The sequence below is a fragment of the Streptomyces sp. NPDC051211 genome, from assembly GCF_040689505.1.
Taxonomy (GTDB): Bacteria; Actinomycetota; Actinomycetes; order Streptomycetales; family Streptomycetaceae; genus Streptomyces.
The window spans coordinates 576,797-589,500 of record NZ_JBFBAV010000001.1; the positions used below are offsets into that span (position 1 = coordinate 576,797).

The following is a 12,704-nucleotide window of genomic DNA, read 5'->3' on the forward strand; positions in this document are numbered from 1 at the left end:
ACCTGGCCGGTGGACCACCCGCGGCCCACGACGATCGGGAGACCATGAGCCACACCAGCGACCAGATCGAAGACCTCCTGCGGACCGGAGTGCGCGATGAGGTCTACCCCGGCGCGGTGTGGGCAGTCGGGGACACCGACGGCATCCAGGCCAGCGGAGCCGTCGGCCTCCTCGACCCCACTAAGCCGGACCAGCCGATGCGGCTGGACACCGTCTTCGACGTGGCCAGCCTCACCAAGATCCTTGCCGTCTGGTCAACGATCGGCACCCTCGTGGAAGAGGGGAAACTCCAGCTGCACGCTCCCCTGGGCGCCTTCTGGGACGAAGTCGCGGGTCACCCCCTGGCCGAGGCCACGACCCATCACCTGCTCACCCACACCGCCGGGCTGCCCCTGCGTGCCAACCTCAAGAACCTCTACGGCACCGACCCCCAGGACATCCGCGACGGGGTCCTCCACGAGGCCCTCCACCGCCCGCCCGGCGAAGCCGTCGAGTACACCGACCGAGCCGCCCTCATCCTCGGCTACCTCGCCGAGCACCTCGCGGGCCAGCCCCTGGACCAGCTCGCCACCGACCGGATCTGGCGCCCCCTGGACATGACCCGCACATACTTCGGCCCCCTCCCCAGCACCGAGGCCGACCGCTGTGCCCCCACGGAGTGGGACGAGACCACCGGGACCCACCTCAAGGGCACCGCCCACGACTTCTCTGCACGCCTCCTCGGAGGCGTCTGCGGCATCGCCGGCACCTTCTCCGTCCTCGACGACCTCGCCCTCTTCCTCCGCCACATGCTCGCCCCCACCCAGGCCGCCTTCGGCCCCACCTGGATCAAGGACTCCCTCCGCCTCCACACCGGCTACCTCACCCCCGCCCGCGGCCTCTTCTGGCACCCCGCCCCCGGCACCGACCCCGCCGAGGACATTTGGGTCCACTACGGCTTCACCGGCACCGGCATGTGGATCAGCCCCAGCCAGGGCCACTGGGCAGCCCTCCTCACCAACAAGCTCCGCTACAACCGCGACCGCGAGCCCCTCACGGCAATCCGCAACGCATTCCGCGCCGCGGCGTACACCAGGGCCCTGGCTTGAGAGACCGAAGACGTCACAGCACGTCAAGCAAAGAGCGCATCTCCAGGTGGCCTTTCAGGTCGGATCACCAGAATCGCGAGAAAAGGACAATACCCGCTCCGCCTCCCGCAAAGAGAGCGTCAGAAGGTGAGCCAGTTCGGGCCGAATGAATCGGAACTGAATATCTCTTGACGCTTGCGGGTCACGCCATTCATCGGGGCTGATTCCGAACAGGGCCGGAACAAATTCCGACCCTTCCGGGCTTCGATCGCATTCGATCAGGAAGTCCGCTGACTCCTGCAAATGGGGAGCTATGACACAAAGTAGCTCAGCGTGAACGATAGAACAGGATGACATCAGCCGAGCGGCAATCTCCGCCACCGAGAACTGTCCTCCAATCCTCTGGAGCTCAGCCTTCACCGGCTGACCCCAGCTGTCGTACTTACTCAGGAGCTCCCTCGCGTCGAAAGTTACAGAAACCTCTTGCCGCTTTACGCCACCCGGATCGATCCACCGTCGAACACGACCCGATATAGGCGGCAACCCGCAGTGCTGACTGTAATTTCGAAGCTTATACATGAAGCGATAGGCAAATTCGGAGTCGTACTCGCGGGACAGCTTGGCATTAAATTCACTCAAGACGACATTGCCATATCGACCCGAAAGCCATTTGCACGTATGGTCGACAAACGCCCGAAAGGCCGAAAGGAAGGAATCGAGGAGGGCGGGCAGGCGATCCACCTCTTCCTTGGAAGAAAAGGAAGAAAGTGCACCACGATGCACCCCATCAAGGCCTTCAGAGAACTTTGCATATTGCGATACCAGCTGAGCATAGGGAGACTTTTCTAGAGCCTCCACCAGCACAGCAAGGTGGGCTTGGTGAGATTCGACAAGGTCGATGGAAACCGCTTCTCCACCCAGATCCCAGGCCACCATCTTGTTTCCAGAATCCCTGGTCACGTAGCCAAGGTGCCAGTCAACCATCTACGCCCCTACCGAGTAGCCGAACAGAGCCTTGCAGGATCGCAGACCGCCTTCTCGGGCGGCAACCGCTTAAACGCCGATCTCCACAGCATGGGCCGCAGGCGGATACGCGGAAGCTCCTTGCAGTCGACACCCGGTGTGCCACAAGGTGCCAGTAGTGGCGGTAAACCGCAATGAACAAGGGCACGTCGGGGGCTGTCGACACAGGGCAGCCGCATGAGGGTTCTCACAGCTCAGAAGCCCTAGGCATGCCCAGAGCCGAGCGTTTCCCAAGCTTGTAGCGCGGGTTCGATTCCCGTCATTCGCTCTTGAACGAAGGCCCAGGTCAACGACTGGTCCTTCGTGCCGCACACGACGCCACCCCGTGCGAATGCACCCACCGTCGGGGAAGCGCACCGCTGAGCTCCTTCTCTGCCAGGTGCCTTCCTCAGGCCAGCATCGTTTCGTCTATGGCCCTTCGATGCCCGACAACAGTCAAGATCAGTCCCGTGTAGGTATTTTCGGCACGCCGGGAGCAAGCTACGTCGTACGCCGCAGCAACGTTCTCCGCCTCGTGACCGCACCCAGCACGAGAACAACGGTGTGGCTCTGTACGCCGACCTGCTGCGAGGCGTCCACGGGCCGCACATCAGCTGTGGGCAGCCGGCGGCAGCGGGGTCTCGGCGTCGCCCGGGCGGGCCACGCGCCAAGGGGTGCCGTCAAGCGTGACTGTGGGGCTGTCGTCGTGCTGGGGTGCCGGAGCGAGCCGGATACTCATCCAGGTGCCTGATGCAAGAGATGGCAAGCCGAGGGCCGAGGCCCACTCGCGATCTTGAGAACGCGTGCCATTCAGCACGAGCACACCCCGGCTGGCAAGCCTACGCCGCGCATCCCGTGCCCGCTTTACGCCGTCGAGCTGCATGGTGACAGCGGACAGGTCAGCTGTCGTAATTGCAGTCAGTTGAGCCTGCAGGAATAGCTCGTCAGTGCGAGCCTGCCCCGATGGCTGGGCGAAGATCGCGTCCACCACATCAGCAGGCAGCCGCCGCAGGGCATGCTCGGGCAGGGGAATGTCGCGGTGGATCCAATGGATCGCGCTCCGTCCCTGCGCGCTCAGCCCGCGTTTGCCATCCCGATTGGAACCAGTTCGCATTAGTTCGGGCCTCACCCGCAGCAGACCTAGGCTCCATTGACCGCTTGCATCGTCGGCCCGTACGAGCAGGCATAGACCACCCTGAAGTTCGGGCGGAAACATCCAGTTGTCCCCCCTCGTGAACCTCATGTCGACCTCATGCCCGGCCACTCTGAAGTCCAGTTGCAGCCCATCGGCGAGGCCCAATTCGCGCTGAATGCGATGGCCCACGGAGGTAGCCAAGCCGGTCTTCTCGACCTTCGTGAGCTGGGACCAGAGATAGCGGCCAGTGTGCACAGGATCGAGCAGGTGCCGTCCCGCCCCGTCGATCACGGCCCCGATACGGCTGCCGTCCGGGTCGAGGCGCAGCATCTCCGCGAGGACGTCTGCCAGTCCAGCGTCATGCTCCGGTGTGTGGAACTGCCGTTCCGAGAGAGACACCCCTCCCTGCTCCGTGTAAGGCCTGATGGGTGAGGCGCTTGTATCCAGCTCAGCCGGATCCGCCCCCTGGCCGCGGCCGGCAACGGCAGCCGACCAGTTAGCAGAGTCCCTGCGGATCGTCGGCCACTCCCGACGACCGGGATGGTCTGAACCCGCCGGGCCCATGGTGCGAGCAGCAGGAAGCCCCTCAGCCTCAGCCAGCCGACGTTGTGTCGCGCGCAGCGCTTGCTGTGCCTCCTCCCGCTCGGCCACGGCATCGGCGAGGCGAGACTGCAGCTCGGGAGTAGCACCGGAGGTAGGAGCTTCCCCTATCGCATTGGCCTTTACAGCTCCGAGCGCCAACAGCATGGACACCAACGCGCGTGATCGAGCCGCCTCCTTTTCGGCCTCTGCAGCGGCCTGAAGCGCGGCTGCAAGTTGGATCTGGACGGTGATCAACGCGCTCTGAACTTTGATTAGTTCGGCCATCGCGTCGTCGTTAGTCGCGGGCGCTTCAAGCCGAGGCGGAACCGGCTCGGCATCCTTCGACCAGGCTTGGTGCAACAGGCCGACGGCCCGTTCCCGCAGAGCGACAGCACGTTGTTCATCCGGAACGCAGGCCCCGATCACTGCCTCGACCAGGCGGCGCTCGTTCATTAGCCCGGCACCGCTCAGCTTGCGATAAAGCGTCGATCTGGCGGGCAGCTGGTCACCCAGCTGCCCACCAGATCGGAGCAGTTCGTGGAGGTCTTCAACTGAGAGCCCCGCATGCTTACGTATGTCCAGCAGGAGCCGCACCAGCGCGTCCACGGCTTCTGAGCCCGTGGAGGGAGGACCAGCCGGTCGGCCGCCTCGCGATTGGGACGCCATGCCGACCTACTTACTCTCGATAGTTGGCAAGTTTTCTCAGATAGAACTGAGACATCGTAGCGCGCGGCGGCGCAGCAGGTAAGGCTGAACACCACAGTCCGACCCGAGAGGATTCCGTACCAATGCGCCGTCCCTCCTTGCTTCAGCGCTCCCGCGTCCTGGACCTCATCGCCTTCGTCATGGTGCTCGCGACGGGGATCACGCTGGTGGCCCTGGGGCTGTCGCCAGAATCCCTCGCCGCTGTCACCATCGCCTTGGCGAGCCTGTACACGGCCTGGCGCACCGGCCGGCCACCCATCGCCCCAACTACCGAGACCGAGCCGCGCCGCGAGACGCGGCTCGGCCGCGCTGTGAGAGACACGGAGGAGGACGCAGGGCACTCTGCGGACGAGTCTGTCGATTCGACGGGCCCCCGCTAGACGCCCATCGAGGCACTTACCCCTCATCCGGCTACGGCCAAATTCAGTTCGCAACCCTGACCGCGGGGCGGAGCTGACCGGTGATTGACGAGCCAGGCAGCGCAATCAGCCGACAGCGCCTCGCTGAAGACTCTGCCGCAGGTCAGGGCGGGTACGTTGTTGCGGAAGCAATCTGAGGGGCCATCCAGTTGTCGAGAGCTCCGGCGCGCGGGCAGTCGGACCGATTCGGTCTTGTCTTGGTGCGTCCCCGTGAAGGGCGTGCCCCAGCCGTGCCCTTAGGGACGGTCGACACCGGTCACATGCGGGCCCGGAAGGGCTCGCCAGAGAGGCCCGGCGGCAGTTGTTTACGCAGGTCAGGGACGGTTCGGGTGGACTCCGCGCAGTAGATTCCCAAGCTTATAGCGCGGGTTCGATTCCCGTCATCCGCTCTTGAACGAAGGCCCAGGTCACAGACCTGGGCCTTCGTCGTTGTCTAGACCTCTCGGCCCTCGTCGCGCCCTCCGCGTGCCCCAACTCGCATTCAAAAAGGGGCGGTTGGCCGGGGGGTAGCTCAGGCCCTCGACGGGAGTACCTAGTCCTCTTTCCCCGCCAACACGCGATCGGCGGCGTAATGCGGACAGGAAGGGAGGTGCCACGTCACCGTCACCCGGCGCCGGTCTGCGGCGATGGTACGGGCCTGCCCAGTGGCCGGGCAGGCCGCGCAGTGCGGGCACACGACGGTTTCGAACTTCAGCTCAGCCATCACCTACGCCACCTTCCCCGCCAACGGTGCTCACGACGAGAGTGCCACGCCTCTCAGCAGGACGGGCTTCACGCCGCAGGCTCACGCCCCCTGGACTGCACGTCGCAGCTGGCGGACGCCCTTGCTCACGAAACGCTGCACTCGGGGGGAATCAATATCTATCCCCGCGGTCAGAGAGTTTAATGGACCCCGCAGGGAGAGTTTTTCCGCACCGCACACGATGGAGATATTTAACGCACACAAACCGCTGCAGCGTGCTACTGTCGATCTCGGTTGCAGTTTTGGTACCCAAAAACTTCCAGCGCCCCAGTCGGCCTCCGCGCCGCATTCGAGTGCTTCATATTTCCGGGCCATTTTCCGGCGGGGCATCATTGCGGCGACACGGTGTCCGTACAGTGCGGATGCCGGTGTACTGCCCCAAAGGAGATATGACATGGCATCTGGCACCGTGAAGTGGTTCAACGCGGCAAAGGGTTTCGGCTTCATCGAGCAGGACGGTGGCGGCGACGACGTCTTCGCCCACTTCTCGAACATCGCCGCCCAGGGTTTCCGCGAGCTGCTGGAAGGCCAGAAGGTCACCTTCGACATCGCGCAGGGCCAGAAGGGTCCGACGGCCGAGAACATCGTTCCCGCCTGACGCTGACGCGCATTTCGTAGCTGGGGCCCGCATCCGTCGGGGTGCGGGCCCCAGCTGCACGCATTTCCCGCAGTGGTGTCACCTGCGGGACACGTATGCAAGGTACAGCCTGCTCGGCGCTTCATCTCCCCTCGATTTTTCTTGGTTTCGCGTCCACATGACGCACCCCATCTCAGCGCATGCGCCCGTACAGAATCTCTGTATGCCAGAGTCGCTTTCGCGTTCCATTCGGCCCGTTCTTGTGATTCCCTGCGCTGCGTTTCTGCTGCGGGAATTCCTTGATATGTGCCGCATCAAGGAAGGTTCTGAATGAACCGCACACGTACGAACGACCGTTCCTCTCGCACCCGCAGCCGCACCGGCGGCCCCGCTTTCGGCACGGCCACCGGTTCGGAGCGGGGCAGGCGCTTCGGCTCGTCGGCCCAGAGCCGTTCCGGAGGCCCGAGCCGCTCGGGCGGCTACGGCCGCCGGCCCGCCGCGGTCCAAGGTGAGTTCGCCCTGCCGAAGACGATCACTCCCGCGCTGCCCGCCGTCGAGGCCTTCGCCGACCTCGACATGCCGGCCGAGCTGCTGGCCGCCCTCGGCGCGCAGGGCCTGAGCGTGCCGTTCCCGATCCAGGGAGCCACCCTGCCCAACACCCTCGCAGGCCGTGACGTGCTCGGCCGCGGGCGCACCGGCTCCGGCAAGACCCTGGCCTTCGGCCTCGCGCTGCTGGCCCGCACCGCCGGACTGCGCGCCGAGCCCCGCCAGCCGCTGGCGCTGGTCCTCGTCCCCACCCGCGAGCTGGCTCAGCAGGTGACCGACGCCCTCACCCCGTACGCGCGCGCCGTGAAGCTGCGCCTGACCACGGTCGTCGGCGGCATGTCGATCGGCAAGCAGGCCGGAGCGCTGCGCGCAGGCGCGGAGGTCGTCGTGGCCACGCCCGGCCGGTTGAAGGACCTCATCGACCGGGGCGACTGCCGGCTGAACCAGGTCGCGATCACCGTCCTCGACGAGGCCGACCAGATGGCCGACATGGGCTTCATGCCGCAGGTCACCGCCCTCCTGGACCAGGTGCGTCCCGAGGGGCAGCGGATGCTGTTCTCGGCCACCCTGGACCGCAATGTCGACCTGCTGGTTCGTCGCTACCTGACCGACCCGGTCGTGCACTCGGTGGACCCCTCGGCTGGTGCGGTGACGACGATGGAGCACCACGTGTTGTACGTCCACGGCGCCGACAAGCACCGGACGACGACGGAGATCGCGGCGCGCGAGGGCCGGGTGATGATGTTCCTCGACACCAAGCACGCCGTCGACCGGCTGACCCAGGACCTGCTGAACAGCGGTGTCCGAGCCGCCGCCCTGCACGGCGGGAAGTCACAGCCGCAGCGCACCCGGACCCTCGCACAGTTCAAGACCGGCCACGTGACCGTGCTGGTCGCGACCAACGTGGCGGCGCGCGGCATCCACGTCGACAATCTCGACCTCGTCGTGAACGTCGACCCGCCCACCGACCCCAAGGACTACCTCCACCGGGGCGGCCGCACCGCCCGCGCCGGCGAGTCCGGCAGCGTCGTCACCCTCGTCACCCCGAACCAGCGCCGCGACATGACCCGCCTGATGGCGGCCGCGGGCATCACCCCGCAGACCAACCAGGTCCGCTCGGGCGAAGAGGTCCTGAACCGCATCACCGGCGCCCAGGCACCCTCCGGCATCCCCGTCGTCATCACCGCGCCGGTCGTCGAACGCGCCAAGCGCAGCGCGGCCTCCCGTGGCAGGCGTCGGCCCGCTTCGACGGACCGGCGCGTGCGCGTGCGGCAGTCCGCCTTCGATGCGGCGGCCTGAGCACCACGTGATCAGGAAACTGACCCATCTCTGCAGGAGGCACGTTTTGACGCTGGTCCAGATGCAGCCCCGCTCGACGAACGCCAACCCTGTGCACCGGACGGTGGACGACGCGATGGAGGCGGCCGGTCCACAGGTCTGTGACGACATGACGGTCGAGGTGGCCCTGGCCGTCATGGCCAGCGCCCGCGCGGGTCATCTGCTCGTCTGCGACGAGGACGGCCTGTGCACCGGGCTGGTCACCCAGGCCCAGCTCACCGCCGTCCGCGACGGCGCGGCGTACACCGACCATGTCCGTCTTCGCGATGTTCTCGGCGACCGCCAACCGTTCACCTCGCCCCTCACCACGATGGCCGAACCCGAACCCGAACACGCGATGCGCTACCGCAGGCTCGATGCCCTGCCCGTCGTCGACGAACAAGGCAGCGCTCTGGGCGTCCTCGCCCTTGCCCGCTGAACCGTCACCGCGCCACGACCTTCCCCCTTCTTCCCTCTGTGAGGCAACATGCGCTGTGTCATCGCCCGTTTCCCGTTCGACCTGACCAAGAGTGGTGTCCTGGAGTCGATGAAGGGCGTCAAGCCCGAGCAGGTCACCGGCGAGTCCGTGATCATCGGCCGCCGTACCTACCCCGTCAAGCAGGTCGGTCAGGTCATCACCCGCCAGGACCGCCGCGACTTCAGCGCCGGTGAAGTCCGCCGGGCCATGACCCAGCTCGGGTTCACCTGCCGCGGCCTCCCCCAGGCCGCCATGCCCACGCGCGTCGTCAGCCCGCTCCAGCAGGCTTCCGCGATGCTCGGCATCCCGGTGACCGTCTGACGAACAGGACCGGCGCGAGCCGACTCCCGAACAGCGAGGAGGGCCCGACCGGCGCGTGCCGGTCGGGCCCTCCCGCGTACTCGGGGATCTCATGAACCAGGTCCTCCCGTCTTCTCGCTCGGCGGCGAATCTCCCGAGCCCCTGACCTGCCGTGCAGGCTGCTCTACACATCCTGGGCCGACCGTGAAGGTCTAGCTCTCCTCAGCGAGCGCGAAAATCTATGACGGCTGGAGTAGACATTGGGCGGTGGCGTGGTTATGGTTTCTTTCGTAGCCCAGAGAGACAGCAGGGCCTGGCAGAGACGAACTGCCGGGCAGCAGTACCCGCAGTTGCAGTTCGTGTGACGGTGCGGTGGTGGAGTTCCGAAGCCAGGGTTGTTGCAGGACGGCGACGGGACTGACGACCGGACCGGGTGGCCCGCAGTGATCAGGGGCCGCCGTGAGCAGTACCGCAGTGGCAGTACCAGTAAGTGCAGGTCGCAGTACCCAGCAGTGAAGTAGTGAGCAGCACCTCGGTGAAGGCGTCGGCTGCGGGCGCGCGCGCCGGGAAGTTCGGCAGTGGGGTTCTAAGCCAGAGCAGACGCAGGACGGGCGACGGGGCTGGCTGCCGAAGAGTGGCGCTGGGTCAGGCCACCAGCAGTACGCAGTAGAGCAGTACCAGCAGTAAGCAGTTGATCATCGAGGGAAGAACGGAGGAGCCGAGCACCATCAGGATCGCCCGGGCGGAAGCCTTGAGCCCGGGTACCGCAGGACATCGATAGTGAGGTGGTCTCCGGTCAAGCAACCGCGATCCCCGCACTCCCGGCAGCATCTCGGTCGGGTCGGCGGAAACACAGGGTCGGCGCAGTATCAGGGCCGACAGATGGTGTAGTAGTTCCTTCGGGGCCCTGGTGCCGTACGGCACCAGGGCCCCTCCACGCGTTCCATGAGAGAGGTTCAATGACAGCAGACGACTCGTTCGGCCGTCTCGACGACGACGATTACCCCGCCTACACCATGGGCCGGGCGGCAGACATGCTCGGCACCACCCAGGGCTTCCTCCGCGCTCTCGGAGAGGCCCGCCTGATCACCCCGCTCCGCTCCGAGGGCGGCCACCGCCGCTACTCCCGCTACCAGCTGCGCATCGCCGCCCGCGCCCGGGAACTCGTCGACCAGGGCACCCCCATCGAGGCCGCCTGCCGCATCATCATCCTCGAAGACCAGCTCGAGGAAGCGCAGCGCATCAACGCCGAATACCGCCGCGCCGCCGAATCATCCGCACCGCCGCCCGCGGCCTGAACCGAGCATGCCCGTCGGGATCGGCGAGCCTCGGTCGTCGAAGGAGTGCAGCAGCTGCCCGGTGACGAAGCCCCGCCTGCGATGACGATGTAGGCCAAGGCATGCGCGGTCGCACCGATCTGCCTCATCGCGTCTTCGTCGGGGCGATCCGGCCGGCGTCCGGCGCGAGGTCCTGGAGAAGGCGGGCATCCACGTAGAGGTGGACGAACTCACCGGGGTCCACGAGGACACGACCCGGGGCGGCCAGCACCTCATCACAAACGCGCACTGAAAGAGCGTTTTGTCCCAGCGGGGGGTGTTTGGCTGCCGTATGGGTGGCTGATTGGATTGAGGCCACTGAGGTTGTTGTCGTCGTGCGTGATGTGAGAGACGGGTGACGACACAAGCCGGCCCGTTTCGGTCCTTTCGCTCCTGTCTGATCCCAAGGCGCCCCTACTCACCCCTATTTGCGCCCTGTGGCGGGGTGGCGGTCGCCGGTACTACGGAAACATGCCTCGACGCCGGCCGTATCCGAGTGACCTGTCCGATGCCCGATGGAAACTGCTCGAGCCCATTCTGTCGGCCTGGAGGGCCGAGCGGAGAGGGAAGGGCCTGGACATCGGGCGGCCGCCCGAACATGACCTGCGCCGGATCATGGACGCGGTCCTCTACGTCGACCGCACGGGGATCCCGTGGCGGTATCTCCCACACGACTTCGCGCCGTGGGAAACCGTGTACGGGTACTTCGCGGCCTGGCAAAAGGACGGAGTGTTCGACCAGCTCAACGGACTGCTCCGCCGGCTGGTTCGGGAGGCGGAAGGCCGGAATGTCGAACCGAGTGCATGTGTGCTGGACGCGCAGAGCGTCAAGACCTCCGCCAATGTCCCGGCCGCAGGCCAGGGCATCGACGCAGGAAAGAAGATCGCGGGCCGCAAGCGCCACATCGGTGTCGACACCCTGGGTCTCCTGCTGGCCGTCTGGGTCACCGCGGCCAGTGTGTCCGACAACGTCGGCGGCATCCACCTGCTCTCGAACATCGCCAAGGCCCATCCGCGCGTGACGAAAGCCTGGGCCGACACCGACTATCGGACCAAGGCCATCGACCACGGTGCCACCCTCGGCATCGACGTCGAGATCGCCCGCCGCGACCCCGGCCAAAAGGGCTTCAAGGTCATCCCCCGGCGCTGGGTCGTCGAGCGGACCTTCGGCTGGCTCATGAACCACCGCCGCCTCGCCCGCGACTACGAAACCCATCCGCACCGCTCCGAAGCCATGATTCGCGTCGCGATGATCGACCTCATAAGCCGCAGGCTCACGCGAGAATCCACCCCGAACTGGCGGTATACCTAAGTCCAGAGGCTCAGTGGAGCGGGTGGGACCGCTGATGCTGATCAGGCGGGGCGAAGCTCAGCCCGTTCTCGTCGAGAGCATTGAAGACGGTCACCCGACTCGCCTCGAAGACGAAGCTGACATCGACGTTTCCCTGAGCCAGATCCCCGCCTGTCCACTCAAGCAGGTCGACCCCTTTGAGAGACAGGCCCCGCAGAGCCTGAAGTCCGGGAAGAGGCTCGGTACGCCACTGCAGGTCGAAGCCGGGCCACCGGACAGGGGCACTGGGGTCGATCACGTTCCACGTGAGGGAGAGATCGTCGAATTTGTGATGATTGATCTCAACCTGCTCGCCCTCGAAGTCGAACAGGACCGGGCAGTCGCAGAACCACTCGTCGTCATGACGGTCCCAGACCAACCAGACTCTCGTCAGAGTCCGGCCGGCAAGACCACGCAGGCGATGCGCATGCTCCCGCACGACCTCACTGCGGCGGTTCAACCACACCGGCTGGTAGCCCGCGATGCCAAAATCGAACATTGCGTCATCTTGTCAGAGCTGCCTCATGTCAGCTCGACGCAGCCGAAGTGACAGCCGACCGGCCACTTCTCAAACACCCCTACCGGGACAAAACGCTCTTTGAAAGAGGACGCTCATGGCAGCGGACGTTGCTCTGCACTTCGATCGTGTCCGCACGCGAGGGGATCACAACGACCTCCGACTGCGCATCGGCTCCCACCGGCACACATGCGACTCGTACTACCTCGCGATCGATGGATCGCCTGAGGCCCCGGGCGGCATGGGCCCGAGGCTCGCGCGTCTGCTGGAGCAATGGCACGCGCAGATCCTCGGGCTCAAGGATGCGGGCGGCACCGTTTACCTCCCGTACGACTTCTCGGACCAGTGCACGGCATGGCTACGCGTAACCTCCGCAGACGGACGGACCGCCGAGGTCCAGGCCGGCTGGAGCCTGATCGAGGCATGGGGGATCGAACCCGCCAACTACCTGGCCACAGCACCCGAGGTAGCGGACTTCGACCCGATCGCCGCTGCCCGCATTGAGTGCTCACTCACCGAACTGGCAACGCGCATTGCCGCCAACCGCGCCACCCTCGCAGCCACAGGGCCATAGCGCGGTAAGAGTTTCCCTACTTCATCAAGGCACCCGCATCGCACGCGCGGCCGGTGCGGCCCGTCGCCCGGGCCTGCGCTCCTTTCGGGGAACACCGG

General features: G+C 65.9%; 12 protein-coding genes and 1 pseudogene. 9 read left to right on the forward strand and 4 right to left on the reverse strand.

The genetic code is table 11. The features are described 5' to 3' along the window. The first annotated feature begins 44 nt into the window (after positions 1–44). Positions 45–1,088, forward strand: a complete 1,044-nt coding sequence (locus tag AB0447_RS02765; RefSeq protein ID WP_366474603.1) for a serine hydrolase domain-containing protein — start codon at positions 45–47, stop codon at positions 1,086–1,088. 54 nt (positions 1,089–1,142) lie between these two features. Here the strand turns inward: AB0447_RS02765 and AB0447_RS02770 are convergent, their stop codons facing one another. The 3 genes from AB0447_RS02770 to AB0447_RS02780 all read right to left on the reverse strand — a co-directional run bounded on the left by AB0447_RS02770 (position 1,143) and on the right by AB0447_RS02780 (position 5,613). Next, positions 1,143–2,027, reverse strand: coding sequence for a hypothetical protein (locus AB0447_RS02770; RefSeq protein WP_366474604.1), 885 nt, complete (start codon positions 2,025–2,027; stop codon positions 1,143–1,145). Positions 2,028–2,679: 652 nt separating this feature from the next. Next, on the reverse strand, positions 2,680–4,392 hold the full coding sequence (locus AB0447_RS02775) for a NaeI family type II restriction endonuclease (RefSeq protein ID WP_366474605.1): 1,713 nt from the start codon (positions 4,390–4,392) through the stop codon (positions 2,680–2,682). A 1,050-nt stretch (positions 4,393–5,442) separates the two neighbouring features. Further along, the gene (locus AB0447_RS02780) at positions 5,443–5,613 is read right to left on the reverse strand and encodes a hypothetical protein (protein WP_366474606.1); all 171 of its coding nucleotides are present in this window, start codon (positions 5,611–5,613) and stop codon (positions 5,443–5,445) included. Between the two features lie 433 nt (positions 5,614–6,046). Here AB0447_RS02780 and AB0447_RS02785 point away from each other — a divergent pair, with 433 nt between their 5' ends. From AB0447_RS02785 to AB0447_RS02815, 7 genes and pseudogenes are all read left to right on the forward strand, one after another. Next, positions 6,047–6,250 (forward strand): cold-shock protein, encoded by a 204-nt coding sequence (locus tag AB0447_RS02785; RefSeq protein ID WP_030647895.1) that lies wholly within the window; start codon positions 6,047–6,049, stop codon positions 6,248–6,250. Positions 6,251–6,559: 309 nt separating this feature from the next. Then, positions 6,560–8,074, forward strand: coding sequence for a DEAD/DEAH box helicase (locus AB0447_RS02790; protein ID WP_366474607.1), 1,515 nt, complete (start codon positions 6,560–6,562; stop codon positions 8,072–8,074). Between the two features lie 46 nt (positions 8,075–8,120). Next, positions 8,121–8,531, forward strand: coding sequence for a CBS domain-containing protein (locus tag AB0447_RS02795; protein WP_366474608.1), 411 nt, complete (start codon positions 8,121–8,123; stop codon positions 8,529–8,531). A gap of 48 nt (positions 8,532–8,579) precedes the next feature. After that, on the forward strand, positions 8,580–8,891 hold the full coding sequence (locus AB0447_RS02800) for an SCO5918 family protein (protein WP_366474609.1): 312 nt from the start codon (positions 8,580–8,582) through the stop codon (positions 8,889–8,891). A gap of 938 nt (positions 8,892–9,829) precedes the next feature. Next, on the forward strand, positions 9,830–10,168 hold the full coding sequence (locus tag AB0447_RS02805) for a MerR family transcriptional regulator (RefSeq protein WP_366474611.1): 339 nt from the start codon (positions 9,830–9,832) through the stop codon (positions 10,166–10,168). 151 nt (positions 10,169–10,319) lie between these two features. Continuing rightward, a pseudogene (locus AB0447_RS02810) lies at positions 10,320–10,409 on the forward strand (NUDIX hydrolase); the annotation flags it as partial. A 248-nt stretch (positions 10,410–10,657) separates the two neighbouring features. Next, positions 10,658–11,497, forward strand: coding sequence for an IS5 family transposase (locus tag AB0447_RS02815; protein ID WP_366474612.1), 840 nt, complete (start codon positions 10,658–10,660; stop codon positions 11,495–11,497). Between the two features lie 10 nt (positions 11,498–11,507). On the opposite strand, the gene AB0447_RS02820 is transcribed toward AB0447_RS02815, so the two are convergent. Further along, positions 11,508–12,014 carry a hypothetical protein gene (locus AB0447_RS02820; RefSeq protein ID WP_366474613.1) on the reverse strand — a complete coding sequence of 169 codons (507 nt, stop codon included), beginning with the start codon at positions 12,012–12,014 and terminating at the stop codon, positions 11,508–11,510. A gap of 115 nt (positions 12,015–12,129) precedes the next feature. Here AB0447_RS02820 and AB0447_RS02825 point away from each other — a divergent pair, with 115 nt between their 5' ends. Next, positions 12,130–12,606: a hypothetical protein gene (locus tag AB0447_RS02825; RefSeq protein ID WP_366474614.1), complete on the forward strand. Its 477-nt coding sequence runs from the start codon at positions 12,130–12,132 to the stop codon at positions 12,604–12,606. Positions 12,607–12,704 lie beyond the last annotated feature (98 nt).

Coding starts and splice junctions, on each gene's coding strand:
- AB0447_RS02785 (WP_030647895.1), top strand. CDS start 6,047: ATGGCATCTGGCACCGTGAAGTGGTTCAACGCGGCAAAGGGTTTCGGC.
- AB0447_RS02790 (WP_366474607.1), top strand. CDS start 6,560: ATGAACCGCACACGTACGAACGACCGTTCCTCTCGCACCCGCAGCCGC.
- AB0447_RS02765 (WP_366474603.1), top strand. CDS start 45: ATGAGCCACACCAGCGACCAGATCGAAGACCTCCTGCGGACCGGAGTG.
- AB0447_RS02820 (WP_366474613.1), bottom strand. CDS start 12,014: ATGTTCGATTTTGGCATCGCGGGCTACCAGCCGGTGTGGTTGAACCGC.
- AB0447_RS02800 (WP_366474609.1), top strand. CDS start 8,580: ATGCGCTGTGTCATCGCCCGTTTCCCGTTCGACCTGACCAAGAGTGGT.
- AB0447_RS02805 (WP_366474611.1), top strand. CDS start 9,830: ATGACAGCAGACGACTCGTTCGGCCGTCTCGACGACGACGATTACCCC.
- AB0447_RS02825 (WP_366474614.1), top strand. CDS start 12,130: ATGGCAGCGGACGTTGCTCTGCACTTCGATCGTGTCCGCACGCGAGGG.
- AB0447_RS02815 (WP_366474612.1), top strand. CDS start 10,658: ATGCCTCGACGCCGGCCGTATCCGAGTGACCTGTCCGATGCCCGATGG.
- AB0447_RS02780 (WP_366474606.1), bottom strand. CDS start 5,613: ATGGCTGAGCTGAAGTTCGAAACCGTCGTGTGCCCGCACTGCGCGGCC.